Source organism: Micromonospora sp. CMU55-4 (assembly GCF_011602315.1).
Taxonomy (GTDB): domain Bacteria; phylum Actinomycetota; class Actinomycetes; order Mycobacteriales; family Micromonosporaceae; genus Micromonospora; species Micromonospora chalcea.
The window spans coordinates 89,359-109,826 of sequence record NZ_JAAOLH010000013.1; the positions used below are offsets into that span (position 1 = coordinate 89,359).

Below are 20,468 nucleotides of genomic sequence, written 5' to 3' on the forward strand. Positions count from 1 at the left end.
TCACTCGCCCGGCTCGGGCGCCTCGGGCAGCAGCGGCAGCTTCACCCGGAACGTCGCCCCGCCGCCGGGGGTCTTGTCCACCTCGACGGTGCCGTGGTGCGCGGCCACGAGCGCGGCCACGATGGCCAGGCCGAGGCCGGTGCTGATCGGCCCGCCGGCCCGCCGGGTACGGGCGGCGTCCACCCGGTAGAACCGTTCGAAGACCCGCTCGGCCTGCTCCGGCGTGAGGCCGGGACCGGTGTCCGCCACCTCCACCACGGCGAGGTTGCCCGCCTCCGCCCGCAGCCGCAGCGTCACCGAAGCGTCCGGCGGGGTGTGGGTGAGCGCGTTCGTCATCAGGTTGCCGATCACCTGGCGCAGCCGGGCGTCGTCGCCGAGCACCACCAGCGGGCCCGCGCCCGGGTCCCGCTCCAGCTCGATCCGCCGGTCCGGGGCGACCACCCGGGCCGCCTCCACCGCGTCCGAGGCCAGCACCGGCAGCTCGACCGGGGCCAGCGCGATCGGCCGTTCCCGGTCCATCCGCGCCAGCAGCAGCAGGTCCTCCACCAGCAGCCCCATCCGGGCCGCCTCGTCCTCGATGCGGCGCAGCAGGTCGGCGGTCTGCTCCGGCGCGCGCGCCGCGCCCTGCCGGTACAGCTCGGCGAAGCCCCGGATCGTGGTCAACGGCGTCCGCAGCTCATGCGAGGCGTCGGCGATGAACTGCCGCATCCGCTCCTCGGACCGGCGGGCCCGCGCCTCCGACGCCTGCGCGTACGCGGCCGCGTCCCGCGCGCCCATCTCGGCGCTGCGCGCCGCCGCCTCGGAGGCCGCCCGCGCGGTGAACGCGGCCTCGATCTGCGCCAGCATCGCGTTCAGCGCCCGGGACAGGCGACCCAGCTCGGACGTCGGGCACGGCCGTCCCATCTCCGGGTCGGGCACGCGCCGGGTCAGGTCGCCGCCGGCGATGGCGGCCGCCGTACGCTCTATCTCCACCAGCGGCTTCAGGCTGGTACGGACGATTCCGGCGCCGACGGACGCCAGTGAGATCAGCACCGCGCCCCCGACCAGAAGGTCGATCCACACCAACTGTCGGACGGCGGAGTCGACACCGGTGAGGTGCTGCCCGAACGCGATGATCCGCCCGTCGGGCAGGTCGGCGTAGAGCATCCGCCACCGGCTGCGGCCGTCCTCGGAGCGCACGGTGAACGGGTCACCCACCCGCTCCCGGTATCCGACGTAGTCGGCTGGGAACCGCGGCAGTTCCTCGTCGCGCAGGCCCTCGTAGCGGTACGGCCCCTCCGGCAGCGACCTCGGCGCGATCACGGACGCCACGTAGTCCGACGGAATGGTGATCTTGATCTGGTCGCCTTGGGGCTTGTCGAGCGTGTTGGCCACCGTGAGCGCCCCGCCGCGCAGCTGGTCGTCCGCCTGGCCGATCAGATAGTTGCGCAGCAGGAACGCCGTCAGGCCGCTGATCACGACCAGGGCCGCGGCCACGAGCGCGAGGACGGCGGCGACGAGCTTCAGCCGGAGCGGGACGCTGCGCAGCCTGCCCTTCGCGTCGTGGACGACGTTCACGCCGCCGGCTTGCGTAGCACGTAACCCACTCCCCGGAGCGTGTGGATCAGCCGCGGCTGCGTGTTGTCGACCTTGCGCCGCAGATAGGAGATGTACGACTCGACGATGTTGTCGTCACCGCGGAAGTCGTAGTTCCAGACGTGGTCGAGGATCTGCGCCTTGCTGAGCACCCGGTTGGCGTTGAGCATCAGGTAGCGCAGCAGCTTGAACTCGGTCGGCGAGAGCTGCACCCGCTGACCGGCGCGGTGCACCTCGTGCGTCTCCTCGTCCAGCTCCAGGTCGGCGAAGGTGAGCCGGGACGGGGTCTGGTCGCCGGTCGCGGTGCGCCGCAGCACGGCCCGGATCCGGGCAGTCAACTCCTCCAGGCTGAACGGCTTGGTGACGTAGTCGTCGCCGCCCAGGGTGAGCCCGCGGATCTTGTCGTCGGTGGCGTCGCGCGCGGTCAGGAAGACCACCGGGGTACGGGTGCCGCCCTCGCGGAGCATCCGGATGACCTCGAAGCCGTCCAGGTCGGGCAGCATCACGTCCAGCACCACCAGGTCGGGCCGGTGGTCCTTGGCCGCGTTCAGCGCGGCGCTGCCGCTGGTCGCGGTGGCCACGTCGAAGCCCGCGAAACGCAGGCTCGCGGAGAGCAGTTCGAGGATGTTGGGATCGTCCTCGACCACGAGCAGTCGAGCCTCCGTCTGGGTAGCCGCCATGGGCCCCATCATCCGCGCTCCGGCTGCGGCCACGCTGGGTGGACCCTGGAAACAACCTGTGAGATCAGCGGAACAGCCGCCGCAGCCCTTCGGCCGCCCCGTCGAGCATCCGGATCGCGGTCCGGAGCTGGTTGTCACTGAGCCGCCGCGCCCGTACCAGCGCGCCGACCTCGACCGTGAACGCGGCCAGCCGCTTGTCGAACTCGGCGAGCAGCGGCGAGTCGTCCGGACGGGCCGATCCCCCGTCGCCCGCCGGACGGGCCGTGGCGGAGGCCGTCCACGCGCCCTGCCGGGTCTGCCGGGCCACCTCGCGCAGTTCGCGCTTCAGGTCGCGGACCGAGCCGCGTACCTCGTTGTGGATCTCACCGGCCAGCGCGGACAGGTCCTCGACCGCGGCGCCGATGTCGGCCTCCAGGGTCGACAGCTCGTCGGCGCGCTGCCGCAGTTCGGCGCGGCCCGCCTCGGTGATCTCGTAGACCTTGCGGCCGCCCACGGCGGTGTGCGTGACCAGGCCCTCCGCCTCCATCCGTTGCAGACGGGGGTAGATGGTGCCGGCGCTGGGCGCGTACAGGCCGAGGAAGCGGTCCTCCAGCAGGCGGATCAGCTCGTATCCGTGCTTCGGGCCGTCGTCGAGCAGCTTCAGCAGGTAGAGCCGGAGCCGGCCGTGGCTGAACACGGCGGTCACGGCAGCTCCTCCACGTCCTCGGCGGTCGCGACCGGGCGGGCGAGCAGCGCGATGCTGCCGGAGGTCGCGGAGGCCCAGAGCCTACCCGTACCGCCGCCGAGCACTCCGTGGCTGTCCTTGATCGAACCGAAGCCGCGCTGCCCGCCGTCCACCTGCGGAAAGCCGCTGGTGATCTTGCCGGCGGTGGTGTGCAGGTGCACCGTGAGGTCGCTGTCCTCGCGAACCCGTACGGTGATGCTGCCGGAGATGGCGCTGAGCCGGATCTCGCTGCCCCGCGGGTTGTCCAGGTCGCAGGTGATCGAGCCGGAGACGGCGTGGGCGCGTACCCGCTCGGGCGCGCTGTCGGCGAGGATCAGCTCACCGGAGACCGTCTCCAGGTCGAGGTCGCCGCCGATGCCGAGCGCCTCGACCGGGCCGGAGATGACCTTGGCGCTGGTGCGTCCCCGCAACCCCCGCAGCGTGACCTCGCCGGACGTGACGTCGACCCTGGTGTCCCCGCGCAGGCCGGAGGCGACGAGCGTGCCGTCCACCAGGTGCAGGTCGGCAAGGACCTCGGCCGGTACGGCGACCGACACCTCGGCGCGATACCGGCGGTGGAAGCCGCCGAAGGACCAGAGCACGCCCGGCCACCGGGTCGGCCGCTCGTGCTGGACGGTCAGCCGGCCGTCGCGCATCTCGACCAGGAGTGGCCGCCGGCCGATCCGGGTGACGTCGACCCGTGCCGGGCCGTCCGTGGCGACCACGTTGAGCCGGCCGCTGACCAGCCGGACGTCAAGCCGGGTGACCGGCTCGTCCACCGTGATCCGCTGCGGGCTGTCGACCGTCCAGTTGGTCATGGCGTCCTCCCCTCGACGACGTACCGACCGACGGCACGTCGAGTAACACGAGGAGCGTAACGCGATACATCGCGACTGAACAAGCGCCTATCGCGACTGTGTCGCGTCTCCGACGCCGCTCGTCCGCCCGCAGCCGGTAGATCTTGGAAGCAAAAGGTCCTCATGACGGCCGTTTGCTTCCAAGATCTCTGACGGTCCGGCGCGACGCGCGCGCCGGTCAGCCCTGCGGACGGGCGGGGCCGGGCGGGGTCGGGCGGATCGCGGCCTCGGCGGCCCGGGCCAGCGCCCTACGATCCGCCCCCGGCGCCGGGTACAGCGCGGCCCGCACCGTCACGACCACGGTCAGGCCCCGGGCGGCGAGCACCCGGCGCATCGAGGCCCACAGCGTCTCCTCGCCGAGGAAGGCGGCGAGCGTGCCCGGGTCACCGCCGTACCGGTAGGCGAGGTCCAGCGGCACCACCGGCGTGCCGGTGGCCACGGCGGCCTGGAACATCGCCGGGCGGAAGCCACCGGCCGGGCGACAGTCGGTGGCGGCGCCGCACCAGGTCGTACCCTCCGGGAAGACCGCCACCGGCCGCCCGGAGCGCAGCGACTCGGCCACGCGCGCGACGGTGGCGGGCAGGTCGCGCGGGCGGGACCGGTCCACGAACACGGCGCCCGCCGCGGCGGCGAGCGCACCCACCACCGGCCAGCGCCGCACCTCGCGTTTGGCCAGCATCCGGGCCGGCGAGACCGCCAGCACCGCCAGGACGTCCAGCCAGGAGACGTGATTGGCGACCAGCAACGCCCGGCCACGCGGCGCCCGGCCCCGGGCCACCAGCCGCACCCCGAGGGTACGCAGCGTCCACCGCGCCCAGCCGCGCGTCGCGGCCCGCCCACGCGCCGCCGGCAGCAGCGGCAGGAGCGCGGCCAGGCCGGCCCCGGCCAGCAGCATTCCGAGTACGCCGAGCAGCCGTCCCGCCCGGCGCAGCCGCGACACGTCCGGGGTGGTGGGCGGCGGCAGGCAGTCCGGCCCGCAGCCCGACGCGGGCCGCCACAGGCCCTTGCCCGGCCCGCCCCCGGCACGACCGGCCACGCCCCCGACGGGACCGGCCGCGGCCCTGCCACGCGGAGGAGCAGCGGCGGTCACGAGCCGCCGCCGAGGAAGTGCCGCAGGTAGCGCGGGTTCATCCGGTCGAGCGAGAACAGCACGTAGAAGTCGGCGCAGCCGAAGTCGCTGTCGTACGCCGGCTCACCGGCCACCCAGGCGCCGAGCCGCAGGTAGCCGCGCAGCAGCGGCGGCACGAGCGCCCGGCCCCCGGCGGGGGTGAGCGCGCCCGGGTCGGCGGCGGGCGCCTCGGCGAACCAGGGTCGGCGCGGGGTCACCCGCAGCGCCGGCGGGGCCAGGTGCCGGGCGCTGACCTCGGCCCACACCGCAGCGGCGGCGACCCCGCCGTCGGTGACCGGCACCGAGGCGCAGCCGCCGAGCCAGCGGGAGCCGCGCAGATGCAGGTAGCGGCAGATCCCGGCCCACATCAGGTTGATCACGGCGCCGGTCCGGTGGTCCGGGTGCACGCACGAGCGGCCCGCCTCGACCAGGTCGTCGCGGAGCGGGGCGAGCGGGCGCAGGTCGAACTCGCCGTCGGCGTACCGGCGTGCGGTGCGGCCGGGTGGCAGCAGCCGGTACGTGCCGACGACCTCGCCGGTGCCCTCGCGCAGCACCACCAGGTGGTCGCAGTGCGCGTCGAACTCGTCGGAGTCGAGCCCGGTGACGGCGCCCGGCACTGTGGCGCCGAGTTCGCCGGCGAACACCTCGTGGCGCAGGCGTTGCGCGGCCGCGACCAGTGTCGGGTCGTCGGCGATCAGCAGGGTGTAACCGCTGGTCGTGAGCGGTGCGCCAGCGGCGTGCAGAACGGCCATGGCTCCTGTGTAGGTGCCGTGGGTTGCCACCGGGCGGGGTGAGGGGTGTCGATCCGGTGAACGCCGGTCGGCGGCGTCGTGCGCACCGGGACGGCCGGTGCGGCGCGGGGGTGTGCGAGGCTGCCGGACGGACCGCCGGCGAGGGCGCCGGCGGAGGTGAACCCGGAGGTGCGCATGCTGGTCGAGGCCCGGTTCCAGGGACCGGACGGTTCGGGCAACGGCGGCTGGAGCGCCGGGATCTTCGCCGCGCTGATCGACGACCGGGGGCCGGTCGAGGTCACGTTGCGCCGGCCGCCGCCGCTGGAGACCCCGCTGACCGCCGCCGACGGCGAGGTACGCGACCCGGACGGCCAGTTGATCGCCCAGGTACGCCGGGTGGAGCCGGTCGAGGCGGTGGTGCCGCCGGTGGACCGGGCGACGGCGGCCGACGCCGCGCGGGCGTACCCCGGTCTGCTGGACCACCCGTTTCCCCGCTGCTTCGTCTGCGGCCCGGCGCACCCGGACGGCCTGCGGATCTTCCCGGGGCGGCTGCCGGACGGGCGGACCGCCGCGCCGTTCCGCGCCCCGGCCGAGGTGACGCCCGCGACGGTGTGGGCGGCGCTGGACTGCCCGGGTGGCTGGGCGGTGCTGGCGCCCGGCCGCCCGTACGTCCTGGGGCGGATCGCCGCACAGGTCACGGCGCTGCCACGACCCGGCGACGAGTGCGTGGTGACCGGCCTCGCGGTGGGCGGTGAGGGGCGGAAGGCGGAGGTGCACACCAGCCTGTACGGTGCGGACGGCGCATTGCTCGGCCGCGCCCGGGCCACCTGGGTGGCGCTGGCGACCGCCTGATGTCCTACCTGAGGAGGACGGCGCGTACACGTCCCGCCTGATTGACCCCCTTGCGCCGGGTTGGAAGGCTGTTGCGGGGCGCCCCCGCAACAGCGCCCCCACCGGCGCGCGTCATGCCCGCCGGGGCAGGAGAGGAGAATGATGTCCGACGGGCAGCCACGCCCCAGTGCCGGGACCGGCCAGATCATCGTGTCCGGCCTGACCAAGCAATACAAGACCGTCCGCGCGGTGGACAATCTGTCGTTCACCGTCGAGCCGGGCCGGGTCACCGGCTTCCTCGGCCCGAACGGCGCCGGTAAGACGACCACGCTGCGCATGCTGCTGAACCTGGTGACGCCGAGTGCCGGCACGGCGACCATCGGCGGCAGCCGGTACGCCGACCTGCCCGACCCGCTGCGCACGGTGGGCGCGGTGCTGGAGGCGTCCAGCGCGCACAAGGGCCGCACCGGCATCAACCACCTGCGGGTGATCTGCGCGGCGGCCGGGCTGCCGAAGGAGCGCGCCGACGAGGCGCTCGCCCTGGTCGGGCTCTCGCCCGCGGCGAAGCGCAAGTTCAAGGGCTACTCGCTGGGCATGAAGCAGCGCCTCGGCATCGCCGCCGCGATGCTCGGCAACCCGCAGGTGCTGATCCTGGACGAGCCGGCCAACGGCCTGGACCCGGAGGGCATCCGCTGGATGCGCGGCTTCCTCAAGGGGCTCGCCGCCGAGGGTCGTACGGTGCTGGTCTCCAGCCACCTGCTCTCCGAGATGCAGCTGCTCGCCGACGACGTGGTGATCATCGCGGCCGGCAAGCTGGTCCGGCAGGGTCCGGTCGACCAGGTGATGGCGTCGATGACGCACGGCGTCCGGGTGCGGGTGCGCACCCCGCAGGCCGACGATCTGGCCACGGTGCTGCGCGAGCAGTCCGCCACCGTCGACGCCGACCCGCACGGCGCGCTGCTGGTCAGCGGCGTGGACGCCCCGACCGTGGGCCGCCTCGCACTGGCCGCCAAGGTCGAGCTGCACGAGCTGACCACCGAGCGGCCCGACCTCGAAGGGGTCTTCCTGGAGCTGACGGCCGGAAAGGCGGAGATCCGATGACGCTTGTCCGATCCGAACTGCTCAAGATCCGTACCACCAGCACCTGGTGGATCTTCGGGCTGATCAGCCTGCCGCTCTGGGCGCTGGCGCTGCTGTTCAACTGGTTGCAGACCGACGCGCTGGCCGGCGGCGACCTGGGCGAGGTACCGGCCGACCAGGCCGACCAGGTGCAGGCGATCTCCAGCGCCGACAGCCTGGCCGCCAACCTCTACACGAACGGCCAGTTCTTCGGCCTGCTCATCGTGCTGCTGCTCGGCATCGTGGTGGTGACCAGCGAGTTCTTCCACCAGACGGTGACCACCACGTTCCTCACCGCGCCGCACCGCACCGCGGTGATGCTGGCCAAGCTGGTCGCGGCCGGCGTGCTGGCGCTGCTGTTCTGGGTCGTCACCACGGTGCTGAACCTGATCTTCGGGCCGATGATCCTGAATGCCACGAACGTGGGCACCCAGCTCGGCAGCGGAGAGGTCTGGACGTCGGTCGCGCTCAACGGCCTGGCCTACCTGCTCTGGTCGGTGCTCGGCGTCGGGCTCGGCGTGCTGATCCGCAGCCAGATCGGCGCCACGGTGACCGGCATCCTGCTCTACCTGGGCGGCACCATCGGCGCGGCGATCGCCATCGGCCTGCTGGCCGGCCGCTTCGGCGACTGGATCAACCAGCTCCAGCTGCTGGTGCCGTCGCTGGCCTCCAGCCTGATGGTGGCCGGCACCGAGATCCCCGGCAACCCGCCCCGCTGGGCCGGCGCCGCGGTGCTGATCGGGTACGCGGTGGTGACCGGCGCGATCGGCGTCGCCACGATCCGCAAGCGCGACATCTCCTGACCTCGCGCTCAGGCCGGGCCCCGGCCGGTGACACCCGTCACCGGCCGGGGCCTTCGCCGTCTAGCAGGAGTCGCCGGATCACGCAGCGTTTGCCGAACTTCTGGCATCTTCTGTGAAACGGACCACCAGCCGGAGGCGAGAATGCCTGCGCCCAGCGCACGGCGTAGCCTTGGCATCGGTTTACCCAGCGTCGGCAACCGGGGGTCACCGGGGGCCACCGTGACATTCACAACCGCGTGAAAGAGGCGATTAGCGGCCGTGTCGACCCAGCAGACTTCGCAGGAGAACCCACTGGCGGGTTTCGGCCCGAACGAGTGGATCGTCGAGGAGATGTACCAGCGCTACCTCGCCGACCCCTCGAGCGTCGATTCGGCCTGGCACGACTTCTTCGCCGACTACCGGCCGGCCCCGGGCGCCGCCACACCGCGCCCGGAGGGGCAGGTTAAGCCGGCCGCGAAGCCGGAGCCGGCCGAGCAGCAGGAGGCGGTGGCCACCGTCAAGGAGCAGCCCGCCGCCAAGGCGGAGCCGAAGGCCGCCCCCAAGGCCGCGGCCGCCCCGGCCAAGCCCGCCGCCAAGCCGGCGGCGAAGGCGCCTGAGCCGGCCAAGAAGTCCGCCCCGGCCAAGCCGGCCGCCAAGGCGCCGACCGCGAGCGCCGCCGGCACCACGACGCTGCGCGGCGTGGCCGCCAAGATCGTGCAGAACATGGACGCGTCGCTGTCGGTCCCGACCGCCACCAGCGTGCGCGCCGTCCCGGCCAAGCTGCTCGTCGACAACCGCATCGTGATCAACAACCACCTGACCCGGGGTCGCGGCGGCAAGGTCAGCTTCACCCACCTGATCGGGTACGCGCTGGTGCGCGCCGTCGTCGAGCACCCGGAGATGAACAACTCCTTCGCCGAGGTCGACGGCAAGCCGGCGATGGTCCGCCCGGAGCACGTCAACCTGGGCATCGCGATCGACCTGGTCAAGCCGGACGGCTCCCGCAACCTGGTGGTGCCGTCCATCAAGGGCTGCGAGCAGATGGACTTCCGGCAGTTCTGGCAGGCGTACGAGGACGTGGTCCGGCGCGCCCGCCGCAACGAGCTGACCATGGAGGACTACTCCGGCACCACGATCTCGCTGACCAACCCGGGCGGCATCGGCACCGTGCACTCGATCCCGCGCCTGATGCAGGGGCAGAGCGCCATCATCGGCGTCGGCGCGATGGAGTACCCGGCCCCCTACCAGGGCATGAGCGAGGCCACCCTGGCCGAGAACGCGGTCAGCAAGGTCATCACGCTGACCAGCACGTACGACCACCGGATCATCCAGGGCGCGCAGTCCGGCGAGTTCCTGAAGGTCATGCACGAGCTGCTGCTCGGTGAGCGCGGCTTCTACGACGACATCTTCACCTCGCTGCGCATCCCGTACGAGCCGGTGCGCTGGATGCGCGACGTCGCAGTCGACAGCGAAGGCCAGATCAACAAGACCGCGCGGGTGCACGAGCTGATCCACGCGTACCGGGTGCGCGGCCACCTGATGGCCGACACCGACCCGCTGGAGTTCAAGATCCGGAAGCACCCGGACCTGGACGTCCTCCAGCACGGGCTCACGCTCTGGGACCTCGACCGCGTCTTCCCGGTCAACGGCTTCGCCGGCCAGCAGCGGATGAAGCTGCGCTCGATCCTCGGCGTGCTGCGCGACTCGTACTGCCGCCGCGTCGGCATCGAGTACATGCACATCCAGGACCCGGAGGAGCGGCGCTGGATCCAGGAGCGGGTCGAGCGCAAGTACGAGAAGCCGAGCCAGGACGAGCAGAAGCACGTGCTGAACCGGCTCAACGCCGCCGAGGCGTTCGAGACGTTCCTGCAGACCAAGTACGTCGGCCAGAAGCGCTTCTCGCTGGAGGGCGGCGAGTCGCTGATCCCGCTGCTCGGCGAGGTGCTGGAGTGCTCCGCCGAGGCCGGGCTGGACGAGGTCGTCATCGGCATGGCCCACCGCGGCCGGCTCAACGTGCTGGCGAACATCGTCGGCAAGCCGTACGAGAAGATCTTCTCCGAGTTCGAGGGGCACCTCGACCCGCGCTCCACCCAGGGCTCGGGCGACGTGAAGTACCACCTCGGCCAGAACGGCAAGTTCACCACTCCGGACGGCGAGCACGCGGTCAAGGTGTCGGTGGTGGCGAACCCGTCGCACCTGGAGGCCGTCGACCCGGTGCTGGAGGGGATAGTCCGGGCCAAGCAGGACCGGATCGATCTCAAGCTGGAGGGCTACACCGTGCTGCCGCTGGCGGTGCACGGTGACGCCGCCTTCGCCGGCCAGGGTGTGGTCGCGGAGACGCTCAACCTGTCCCAGCTGCGCGGCTACCGCACCGGCGGCACCGTGCACGTGGTCGTCAACAACCAGGTCGGCTTCACCACCGCCCCGGAGTACAGCCGGTCCAGCCTCTACAGCACCGACGTGGCCCGGATGATCCAGGCGCCGATCTTCCACGTGAACGGCGACGACCCGGAGGCAGTGGTCCGGGTGGCCCGCCTCGCGTTCGAGTACCGGCAGGCGTTCAACAAGGACGTCGTGATCGACATGGTCTGCTACCGCCGGCGCGGGCACAACGAGGGCGACGACCCGTCGATGTCCAACCCGGAGATGTACAAGATCATCGACTCCAAGCGGTCGGTCCGGAAGCTCTACACCGAGGAGCTGATCGGGCGCGGCGACATCACCGTGGAGGACGCGGAGGAGCTGCTGCGCGACTACCAGGGGCAGCTGGAGCGGGTCTTCAAGGCCACCCGGGACGCCGCGACCACACCGCGTCAGCTCAGCCGCCCGCCGCGGGAGGAGGAGCCGGAGCCGCATGTCGACACCGCCACCGACGCCGCGGTGGTCAAGGCGATCGGCGAGGCGCACGTCAACCTGCCGGAGGGCTTCACCCCGCACAAGCGGATCCAGCAGCTGCTGGAGCGGCGCCGCAAGATGTCCGTCGAGGGCGGCATCGACTGGGGCTTCGCCGAGATCATCGCGTTCGGCACGCTGCTGCACGACGGCGTCACCGTCCGGCTCGCCGGGCAGGACTCGCGCCGCGGCACGTTCGTCCAGCGGCACGCCTCGGTGGTCGACGCCAAGACCGGCGAGGACTACCTGCCGCTGATGTCGCTCACCGCCGACGGCGAGCGGTCGCGCTTCTTCGTCCACGACTCGCTGCTCTCCGAGTACGCGGCCATGGGCTTCGAGTACGGCTACTCGGTGGAGAACATCAACGCGCTGGTGGCCTGGGAGGCCCAGTTCGGTGACTTCGTCAACGGCGCCCAGTCGGTGATCGACGAGTTCATCTCCTCCGGCGAGGTGAAGTGGGGTCAGCGCTCCGCGGTGACGCTGCTGCTGCCGCACGGCCACGAGGGCCAGGGCCCGGACCACACGTCCGGCCGCCCGGAGCGGTTCCTCCAGCTCTGCGCCGAGGACAACATGCGGGTGGCCATCCCGACCACCCCGGCGAACTACTTCCACCTGCTGCGCCGCCAGGCCATGTCGCCCAAGCGCAAGCCGCTGGTGGTGTTCACGCCGAAGTCGCTGCTGCGGCACAAGCTCTGCGTGTCGCCGGTGGAGGACTTCACCACCGGGACGTTCTCCCCGGTGCTGGCCGACACCGCGGCTCCGGCGCCGGAGCAGGTGAAGCGGGTGCTGCTCTGCTCGGGCAAGGTCTACTACGACCTGTTCCAGGCCCGGCAGGAGCGGGGCGTGACGGACACCGCGATCATCCGGATGGAGCAGCTCTACCCGCTGCCCGTCGAGGAGGTCCGGGCCGCGCTCGCGCAGTACCCGAACGCCGAGGACTTCGCCTGGGTCCAGGAAGAGCCGGCCAACCAGGGCGCCTGGTCGTTCGTCGCGCTCAACCTGCTGGAGCACCTGCCCGAGGTCCGGCTGCGCCGCATCTCCCGGCCGGCCGCCGCCGCCCCGGCGGTGGGCTCGGCGAAGATGCACGAGGTCGAGCAGAACGCGCTGATCGAGGCGGCTCTCCCCCGCCCGTGACACCACCGGCAGCGGCCCGTCCCGACCCGGGGCGGGCCGTTGCCGTACGACGAGAGGAACACCGTGTACTTCACCGACCGTGGCATCGAGGAGCTGGTCGAGCGCCGGGGTGACGAGCAGGTCAGCCTGGAGTGGCTGGGCGAGCGGCTGCGTGACTTCGTCGACCTGAACCCGGAGTTCGAGACCCCGATCGAGCGATTCGCCACCTGGCTGGCCCGCCTCGACGACCCGGACGACGACTGACGCGCGCGGCCGGGCGCGGCCTCAGCCGGCCGCGCCCCGCCCGGCGACCCGCAGGTCCCCGGTACGCCGCAGCTTCTGCCAGCCCAGCCGGCCGCCGGTCAGCGCGGTGCCGACCGCCTGGAGCAGTACCAGGTACATGACCTGCCGGTAGACGAACTGCTGCAACGGCAGCACCCAGAGCACGCCGAGCCTCTCCCGGTCCAGCCGGAAGGCGAGCACCGCGGTGAGGAACTGGAGCGCGAGCATCACCAGCCAGGCCACCACCGTGTCGCTGCGGTCCAGGAAGATCAGCCCGTAGATGGCGAGCAGGTCGATCACCGGGGCGGCCAGCGGCAGCAGCACGCCGAACAGCGTCAGGAACGACAGGCACCGGCGGCCGAACCGGCCCGACGGACCGCTCTCGATCACCGAGCGCCGGTGCTTCCACATCGCCTGCATGGTGCCGTAGCTCCACCGGTACCGCTGCTTCCACAACTGGCCGATGGTGGTCGGCGCCTCGGTCCAGGCGCGGGCGCTCTCCTCGTACACGATGTGCCAGCCGGCGCGGCCGACGGCGATGGTGACGTCGGTGTCCTCGGCGAGCGTGTCGTCGGTCACGCCGCCCACCTGCTCCAGCGCCTGCCGCCGGAACGCGCCGATCGCGCCGGGGACGGTGGGCATGCAGCGCAGCGTCTCGTAGAGGCGGCGGTCGAGGTTGAAGCCGATGACGTACTCGATGTGCTGCCACTTGGCGATCAGACCGCGACGGTTGCCGACCTTGACGTTGCCGGCGACCACGCCGACCCGGGGGTCGGCGAACGGCTGGACCAGCCGGCGGACCGAGTCCGGCTCGAAGATCGTGTCGCCGTCGACCATGACGATCAGGTCGTGCCGGGCCAGCGCGACGCCGGTGTTCAGCGCGCTGGGCTTGCCGCCGTTGGGCTTGCGCACGACCCGCACGTTCGGCAGGCGCAGCGCCGCGACGATGTCGGCGGTGCCGTCGGTCGAGCCGTCGTCGACCACCACCACCTCGATGCCGCCGGGGTGGTCACCCAGGGCCAGCGAGCGGACCGCCGCGGCGATGCCCTCCCGCTCGTTGTACGCGGGCACGATCACCGAGACCGGTTCGGTGACCGGCGGGCCCCAGGACCAGTCGCGGCGACGGCGGCGGCGCGCGTGCCGCGGGGCCACGACGAACAGCAGCAGGGTACGGCCGATCGTGAGCACCCCGACGAGAACGAAGAAGACGCCGAGCACCCCGAACATGCCGTCGGCGACGCGTACCGCGCCGACCAGGACGTGGCCCCGCAACCGCTCGTCGAGCGGGGCCGCCGTGTGCCCGCCCACCGGGCCGGACACACCCGCGGCCGCGAACGTCTGGTTGAGTCCCTCGCTGACGGTGGTGAAGCGGTAGCCGCGTTCCAGCATCGCCGGGATGTACCGCTCCAGCGCGGCCACGGTGCCGGCCCGGTCGCCGCCCGAGTCGTGCCACAGCGCGATGGTGCCGGCCGTCCCGTCCGGCGTGGCGTTCGCGATCATCTCCTCGACCGGGAGCAGCTCCCAGTCCCGGCTGTCCACGTCGTTGACGACCGTGAGGTAGCTCAGCTCGCCCGCCTGCCGCAGCATCGGCCAGTCCCGGTCGGTGTACGCGTCCGCCCGGGACGAGTACGGGAAGCGCAGCAGCGACGTCCGGACACCTGTGGTGCTGGCGATGGCGAGCTGCGTCTGCGCGTACTCCAGTTCGCGCCGCCACTCCGGCAGCGCGGCGAGGTCGGGATGGGTGAACGTGTGCACGCCCAGCTCGTGGCCCTCGGCCACCAGCCGGCGGGTCACCTCCGGGTTTCTGACGACCTGCGAACCGATGACGAAGAAGGTGCCCTTGACCTGGTACTTGTCCAGGACGCGCAGCACCTCCGGCGTCCACCGCGGGTCGGGTCCGTCGTCGAAGGTGAGCGCGACGGTCCGCGGCGGCAGGCGGTGCGACTGGGTCCGGCCCTCCGCGCCGACGTTGACGATCGGGCCGCCGCCGACCACCGAGCTGGGGACCTCCCGCTGGCTGCCGGGCGTCACCCGGTTGTCCGGTACGAACGCGGCGTTCGTGTACGCCTCGACGACCAGCAGACCGCCCAGGACGACCACGACCATGGCGACCAGGGCCCAGCTCGGCCGGGGCAGGAGACGCCGCCCACGGGACCGGCGCGCGCCGGGGATCTGCCGCACGCCGGGGATCTGCCGGACGTCCAGCACGGCTGTGGGCGCGTCGTCCGGCTGCCGCCCGGCCCGGTGCCCGCGGGCGGCCCGCACACGGCGGGGGTCCAGCGTGACTGTGGGCTGCTCACTTGTCTGCGGGTTCGGGCGGGCGGGCGCCTGGTCACTCATCGGCGGGCGCGACCGGCGCGGCGGGCGGGTCGACAACCGCCGGCGGGTCGACAACGGGCGGCGGCACCTCGGCGGTGGGGGCGGTGGGCGGCGCGGTGGTGGCCGGCGTCTGGACGGGCCGGGGCGCGGTCGGTGCGGTGCGGGTCGGCCGGGGATACCGAGGGCTCGGCGGGACCGTGGTGGCGGGGGCGACGGAGGTTGCCGGCACCCGCACCGGCGCGGTGCGGATGTCGGTGGGCGTGTCCGGCGTGGCACGGGTCGGCGCGGGGGTGTCCGACGGTTTCGGCGAGGGCAGCCGCTGCTCGCTGGTCGGCTCGACGAACGGGATGACGGTGTCCGGGGTGATCGGCCCGCCGGCGAAGCTGACCCCCACCATGACCGTGTAGATCACGCCGGCCGCGCCGGCGCAGTAGGCGAGACGGCGAAGCCGCCGACGTCGCCGCCCGCTCGGGTCGACGAAGACGGGGGGCGATTCCGGTACGACGGGAATCAGTGCTGTCGGGCCTTCCACACGGCCAAGTGTAGATGCGAGAAATTTCCGCCTTCTCCCCCGGCTAGCCGTGCTGACCAGGCAGAACGGACAGCACCGACCTCGATCTTGTAGGTTGGGTGCCGTGGCGCGCAGCGTGTACCTGACCGGCGTTGGCTCGGGCGGGGGAAAATCGACAGTGGCGCTCGGGCTGGCCGAGCTGTTGTCCCGCCAGGTGGAACGAATCGGCGCGTTCCGGCCGCTCGTCACCGGCGACGGCACCGACCCGATCCTGGCCCTGCTCACCGAGCGCTACCGGATGGATCTGCCGGTCGACGAGCTGTACGGCGCCACGTACGCCGAAGCGAGCGCGCTCGTCGCGGACGGCCGCCGGGAGGAGCTGATCTCCCGGATCGTCACCCGCTACCGGGAGGTCGAGCGCCGCTGCCCGGCGATAGTGGTGGTCGGCAGCGACTTCGCCTACGGCGACGGCACCGGCCCGCGTGAGCTGGCCTTCAACGCCCGGCTCGCGACCGAGTTCAGCAGCGTCGTGGTCCCGGTGGTCGACGGTTTCGGGCAGACGCCCGAGACGATCGCGGCGGCGCTGCGCGGCGCGTACCACGATCTGGTCGACCTCGGCGCGACGGTGATCGCGGCGCTGGCCAACCGCGTGCCGGAGCCGATGACGCTGCCCGAGCTGCCGGTGCCCGCGTACGCGATCCCGGAGGTGCCGACCGTGTCGGCGCCGACGGTGGCCGAGGTCGCCGCGGCGCTGCGCGGCACCGTGCTCACCGGCGACGAGACCGCGCTCGACCGTGACGTGCTCGACTACGTGGTCGGCGCGGCGCACGTGCCGACGCTGCTGGACCACCTCACCGACGGGGCGCTGGTGATCACCCCGGGCGACCGCGCCGACCTGCTGGTGGCCGCCGGGGCCGCGCACGTCGCCGGGCAGGTGTCGCTGGCCGGGCTGGTGCTCACGCTCGGCGAACAGCCCGACCCGCGGGCCATGCGCCTGGTCGAGCGGATGAACACCGGGCTCCCGGTGCTGTCGGTACCCAGCGACAGCTACGACACGGTGTCCGCGTCCAGCCGGATCGAGGGCCGCCCCAGCACCGCCAACCCGCGCAAGGTCGAGGCAGCGCTCGGCGCGTTCGAACGCTGCGTGGACACCGACGACCTGGCCCGCCGGCTGCGGGTCAGCCGGTCCGCGCGGGTCACCCCGCTGATGTTCGAGAACGACCTGATCGACAGGGCCCGCGCCCAGCGCCGCCGGCTCGTGCTCCCCGAGGGCGCCGACGAACGGATCCTGCGCGCGACCGAGGTGCTGCTGCGCCGGAGCGTCGCCGAGATCACGCTGCTCGGCCGCCCGGACGAGATCGCCCGCCGCACCCGGGAACTGGGCGTGGACCTCGGCGACGCGCAGGTGGTCGACCCGGCGACCAGCCCGTGGCGGGACGAGTTCGCGCAGGCGTACGCGCAGTTGCGCGCCCACCGCGGCGTCACCGTGGAACTGGCGCACGACATCGTGGCGCAGCCCAACTACTTCGGCACGATGATGGTGCAGACCGGCCACGCCGACGGCATGGTGTCCGGCGCCACCCACACCACAGCCGCCACCATCCGGCCCGCGTTCGAGATCATCCGGACCGTGCCGGGCGTCTCGGTCGCCTCCAGCGTCTTCTTCATGCTGCTCGCCGACCGGGTGCTCGTCTACGGCGACTGCGCGGTCAACCCCGACCCGGACGCCGACCAGCTCGCCGACATCGCCATCTCGTCGGCCGACACCGCGGCCCGGTTCGGCATCGAGCCGCGGGTGGCGATGCTGTCCTACTCCACCGGCAGCTCCGGCGCGGGCGCCGACGTGGAGAAGGTCGCGGCGGCCACCAAGCTGGTCCGGGAACGCCGGCCCGACCTGCTGGTCGAGGGCCCGATCCAGTACGACGCGGCGATCGACCCGCAGGTGGCCGCCACCAAGCTGCCGGACAGCCCGGTCGCCGGGCGCGCCACGGTGTTCATCTTCCCGGACCTGAACACCGGCAACAACACGTACAAGGCGGTGCAGCGGTCGGCCGGCGCGGTGGCGGTCGGGCCGGTCATGCAGGGCCTGCGGCGGCCGGTAAACGACCTGTCCCGCGGCGCCACCGTGCCCGACATCGTCAACACGGTGGCGATCACCGCCATCCAGGCCGCCGCGGAGGCGTCGGAATGAGCCGCATCCTGGTCCTCAACAGCGGGTCCTCGTCGGTCAAGTACCGGCTGTACGACGGCGACGACGTCCTGGACAAGGGCACCGTCGAACGGATCGGCGAACCCGGCGGCGGGCCGGCCGACCACGAGAGCGCGGTCCGGGAGATCATCGGTCGGCTCGACCTGACCGGGCTGGCCGGCGTCGGCCACCGGGTGGTGCACGGCGGGCGGAAGTTCAGCGAGCCGGTACGCATCGACGACGCGGTGGTCGCCGCCATCGAGGACCTGGTGCCGCTCGCCCCGCTGCACAACCCGGCCAACCTGGCCGGCATCCGCGTGGCCCGGGAGGCGCTGCCGGACGTCCCGCAGGTGGCCGTCTTCGACACCGCGTTCCACCACACGCTGCCCGAGGCCGCCGCCACGTACGCGATCGACAAGGCCACCGCCGAGCGGTACGGCGTCCGCCGGTACGGCTTCCACGGCACCTCGCACGCGTACGTCTCGCGGCGCACGGCGGACCTGCTCGACCGCCCGTACGACCAGCTCAACACCATCACGCTGCACCTGGGCAACGGGGCGAGCGCGTGTGCCGTCCAGGGTGGCCGCAGCGTGGCCACCTCGATGGGCATGTCACCGCTGGAGGGCCTGGTGATGGGCACCCGCAGCGGCGACCTCGACCCGACAGTCATCTTCCACCTGCGCCGCGAGGGCGGCATGGGCGTCGACGACATCGACGACCTGCTCAACCACCGCAGCGGCCTGCTCGGGCTGACCGGCGCCAACGACATGCGTGAGGTGCTGGCCCGGCGTGCCGCCGGTGACCCGGACGCGACACTGGCCTTCGACGTCTACTGCCGGCGCATCACCGGCTACGTCGGCGCGTACTACGCGCTGCTCGGCCGGGTCGACGCGATCGCGTTCACCGCCGGGGTGGGCGAGCACGCCGCGCCGGTGCGTTCCGCGTCGCTGGCCGGGCTGGAGCGGCTCGGCATCGCCGTCGACCCGGCGCGCAACGACGGCCACGGCGACCGGATCGTCTCGCCGGACGGCGCGGAGGTGGCGGTGCTCGTGGTCGGCACCGACGAGGAGCGGGAGATCGCCCGCGAGACCCGCGAGGTGCTGGGCGTCTGACCGCGTTCTGGGCGACGGTGCCGCTACCTCGGCGAGGTGGCGTGACCCGGTGCGCCCGATGTCGCCACCTCGGCGAACTGGCGTGACCCCAGCGCCTCAGGTGCGACCCTGCCGCTGCCGGCGACCGGCGCGCGGCGGCCGGGTCAGCCCAGGGCGATCCAGGCGACCAGCGCGACCACCACGACGACGGCGACAGCCACACCGGCGATCAGCGGCACCCGGGACGGCGCCGACGCCGACGCGGCCGGCTCGGGCGAATCGACGAACGCGCGGAACTGCGCTGTGTTGCCACTCGGGTCGGTGTAGTTCTCAGCCATGCGGGTGACCCTAGCGAAACCGGCCGGACCAGGCCGCCCCGCCAGGCCGGAGCTCGACATCCGGCTCACCCGGCCCGCGCAAACCCGCCCGCCCGGTGGAGGCGTCGCCCGGCCGGGTGGTGACGGCAGCCGATCCGGACGGCGGGCGCGGACCGACCACTCGGCTGCCTACCGTGCAGGTGTGAGGGGGCAGCGGCTGGTGGCCGCGCTGATGACGGCGCTGCTGGCCGGCTGCGGCCAGGCCGTCGCCACCACCGATCCCGTACCGGCCGGTGTCCGGCCCGCGCCCGATCGCCAGTACGCGGTGGGGATGCGCCAGTTCACGCTCGACCCGGCGGGCACGCGGCCGCTGCCGGTCACCGTCTGGTACCCGGCCGACCTGCCCACGCAGGCGACCCCGTCCACTTCCGCAGGTCCCGCCGCACCGGCCCACACCACCGCACTACCCGGCTCCGCCCCCGCACGTGACGCCGCCCTCTCGCCGGGCCCCGCCGCCACCTCGACCGGCCCCGCCGCCGGGCCGTCCGGCACCGGCACGCTGGACGGGCCACGGGTGCGGCCGGGCGCGCCGTTCGCGGCGGGCCGGTTCCCGGTGGTCCTCTACAGCCACGGGCTGCGCAGCCTGCCCGCGCTGCACGCCGCCCTGACCAGCCGCTGGGCGGCCGCCGGGTTCGTGGTGGTAGCGCCCACCTACCCGCGTACGAGCCTGCGCGCCCGCAGCTACACCCGCGACGACGTACGCAACCAGCCGGCCGACGCCTGGCGGCTGGTCCGTCACCTGGTCCGCCTGGGCACCCGCCCCGGTGACCCGCTCGGCGCACACCTGGCCGTGGACCGGTTCGCCGCCGCCGGGCACTCGGCCGGTGGTCACACCAGCCTCGGAATGTTCGCCTCCGGGCAACCGACCCCGCTACGGGCCGGGATCGTGATCGCCGGTGGCCGGATGGTCGCCGGCTTCTCCCGTCCGCTCGCGCCGATGCTGTTCGTGCACGGGAGCGCCGACCGGATCGTGCCGGAGTCGATCGGCCGGGCCGCGTACGCCCGCTGCCTCGGACCGGCCGCCTTCCTGAGCCTGCGCGGTCAGGGCCACGGCGAGTATCTGACGCCGGGCCGCGCCGGTTTCCCCCAGGTGCTCGCCACCACCACCGACTTCCTGCGCTGGACGCTGTACGCCGACCGGGCGGCGCTGCGTCGCCTCCCCGCCGACGCGACAGCCCCCGGCACCACCTTCACATCCCACTCCCTACCCACGTGACCGCACCCGGCCCAGCGCCGTTGATCATGAGGTTGACGGCGACAAACCGGACAGCAGATGCCGCCAACCTCATGATCGACGCGAGCCGGGGCG

General features: G+C 73.0%; 17 protein-coding genes. 8 read left to right on the plus strand and 9 right to left on the minus strand.

Features of this window, described 5'->3' with window-relative positions; all coding sequences use genetic code 11:
- The 6 genes from HA073_RS21945 to HA073_RS21970 all read right to left on the minus strand — a co-directional run bounded on the left by HA073_RS21945 (window position 1) and on the right by HA073_RS21970 (window position 5,675).
- Window positions 1–1,557, minus strand: coding sequence for a cell wall metabolism sensor histidine kinase WalK (locus tag HA073_RS21945; protein ID WP_166457186.1), 1,557 nt, complete (start codon window positions 1,555–1,557; stop codon window positions 1–3).
- Window positions 1,554–2,255 carry a response regulator transcription factor gene (locus tag HA073_RS21950; RefSeq protein WP_043328553.1) on the minus strand — a complete coding sequence of 234 codons (702 nt, stop codon included), beginning with the start codon at window positions 2,253–2,255 and terminating at the stop codon, window positions 1,554–1,556. The genes HA073_RS21945 and HA073_RS21950 overlap by 4 nt, the downstream gene beginning before the upstream one ends.
- 64 nt (window positions 2,256–2,319) lie before the next feature.
- On the minus strand, window positions 2,320–2,940 hold the full coding sequence (locus tag HA073_RS21955; protein ID WP_030503210.1) for a PadR family transcriptional regulator: 621 nt from the start codon (window positions 2,938–2,940) through the stop codon (window positions 2,320–2,322).
- Window positions 2,937–3,776 (minus strand): DUF4097 family beta strand repeat-containing protein, encoded by an 840-nt coding sequence (locus HA073_RS21960; RefSeq protein WP_043328551.1) that lies wholly within the window; start codon window positions 3,774–3,776, stop codon window positions 2,937–2,939. Before HA073_RS21960 ends, HA073_RS21955 begins: the two co-directional genes overlap by 4 nt.
- 217 nt (window positions 3,777–3,993) lie before the next feature.
- Window positions 3,994–4,851 carry a 1-acyl-sn-glycerol-3-phosphate acyltransferase gene (locus HA073_RS21965; protein WP_166457187.1) on the minus strand — a complete coding sequence of 286 codons (858 nt, stop codon included), beginning with the start codon at window positions 4,849–4,851 and terminating at the stop codon, window positions 3,994–3,996.
- Between the two features lie 50 nt (window positions 4,852–4,901).
- Window positions 4,902–5,675, minus strand: coding sequence for a GNAT family N-acetyltransferase (locus HA073_RS21970; protein WP_166457188.1), 774 nt, complete (start codon window positions 5,673–5,675; stop codon window positions 4,902–4,904).
- Between the two features lie 174 nt (window positions 5,676–5,849).
- On the opposite strand from HA073_RS21970, the gene HA073_RS21975 reads away from it, so the two are divergent.
- The 5 genes from HA073_RS21975 (at window position 5,850) to HA073_RS21995 (ending at window position 12,655) form a co-directional block, all read left to right on the plus strand.
- Window positions 5,850–6,506, plus strand: a complete 657-nt coding sequence (locus tag HA073_RS21975; protein ID WP_069087399.1) for a hypothetical protein — start codon at window positions 5,850–5,852, stop codon at window positions 6,504–6,506.
- A 138-nt stretch (window positions 6,507–6,644) separates the two neighbouring features.
- Window positions 6,645–7,586: an ABC transporter ATP-binding protein gene (locus tag HA073_RS21980; RefSeq protein WP_375336241.1), complete on the plus strand. Its 942-nt coding sequence runs from the start codon at window positions 6,645–6,647 to the stop codon at window positions 7,584–7,586.
- Complete coding sequence (locus HA073_RS21985) at window positions 7,583–8,407, plus strand: ABC transporter permease (RefSeq protein WP_104112716.1); 825 nt, start codon at window positions 7,583–7,585, stop codon at window positions 8,405–8,407. The genes HA073_RS21980 and HA073_RS21985 overlap by 4 nt, the downstream gene beginning before the upstream one ends.
- A 258-nt stretch (window positions 8,408–8,665) precedes the next feature.
- The gene (locus HA073_RS21990) at window positions 8,666–12,412 is read left to right on the plus strand and encodes a multifunctional oxoglutarate decarboxylase/oxoglutarate dehydrogenase thiamine pyrophosphate-binding subunit/dihydrolipoyllysine-residue succinyltransferase subunit (RefSeq protein WP_166457190.1); all 3,747 of its coding nucleotides are present in this window, start codon (window positions 8,666–8,668) and stop codon (window positions 12,410–12,412) included.
- 63 nt (window positions 12,413–12,475) lie between these two features.
- Entirely contained in the window at window positions 12,476–12,655 is a 180-nt protein-coding gene (locus HA073_RS21995; protein WP_030503218.1) for a DUF6104 family protein, read from the plus strand.
- Between the two features lie 21 nt (window positions 12,656–12,676).
- On the opposite strand, the gene HA073_RS22000 is transcribed toward HA073_RS21995, so the two are convergent.
- Together HA073_RS22000 and HA073_RS30360 are read right to left on the minus strand one after the other, a co-directional pair.
- A complete protein-coding gene (locus HA073_RS22000; protein WP_166457191.1) occupies window positions 12,677–15,013 on the minus strand; it encodes a bifunctional polysaccharide deacetylase/glycosyltransferase family 2 protein in 2,337 nt (778 codons plus the stop codon).
- A complete protein-coding gene (locus HA073_RS30360; RefSeq protein ID WP_205798135.1) occupies window positions 15,006–15,524 on the minus strand; it encodes a hypothetical protein in 519 nt (172 codons plus the stop codon). The genes HA073_RS22000 and HA073_RS30360 overlap by 8 nt, the downstream gene beginning before the upstream one ends.
- Window positions 15,525–15,618: 94 nt before the next feature.
- Here HA073_RS30360 and pta point away from each other — a divergent pair, with 94 nt between their 5' ends.
- Together pta and HA073_RS22015 are read left to right on the plus strand one after the other, a co-directional pair.
- Window positions 15,619–17,694: a phosphate acetyltransferase gene (gene pta / locus HA073_RS22010; RefSeq protein WP_140946433.1), complete on the plus strand. Its 2,076-nt coding sequence runs from the start codon at window positions 15,619–15,621 to the stop codon at window positions 17,692–17,694.
- Window positions 17,691–18,803: an acetate/propionate family kinase gene (locus tag HA073_RS22015; RefSeq protein WP_064447873.1), complete on the plus strand. Its 1,113-nt coding sequence runs from the start codon at window positions 17,691–17,693 to the stop codon at window positions 18,801–18,803. Before pta ends, HA073_RS22015 begins: the two co-directional genes overlap by 4 nt.
- Before the next feature lie 143 nt (window positions 18,804–18,946).
- Here HA073_RS22015 and HA073_RS22020 read toward each other — a convergent pair whose 3' ends face one another.
- Complete coding sequence (locus HA073_RS22020; protein WP_166457193.1) at window positions 18,947–19,120, minus strand: hypothetical protein; 174 nt, start codon at window positions 19,118–19,120, stop codon at window positions 18,947–18,949.
- A 181-nt stretch (window positions 19,121–19,301) separates the two neighbouring features.
- Between HA073_RS22020 and HA073_RS22025 the strand changes: the two genes are divergently transcribed.
- Window positions 19,302–20,375: an alpha/beta hydrolase gene (locus HA073_RS22025; protein ID WP_166457194.1), complete on the plus strand. Its 1,074-nt coding sequence runs from the start codon at window positions 19,302–19,304 to the stop codon at window positions 20,373–20,375.
- Window positions 20,376–20,468 lie beyond the last annotated feature (93 nt).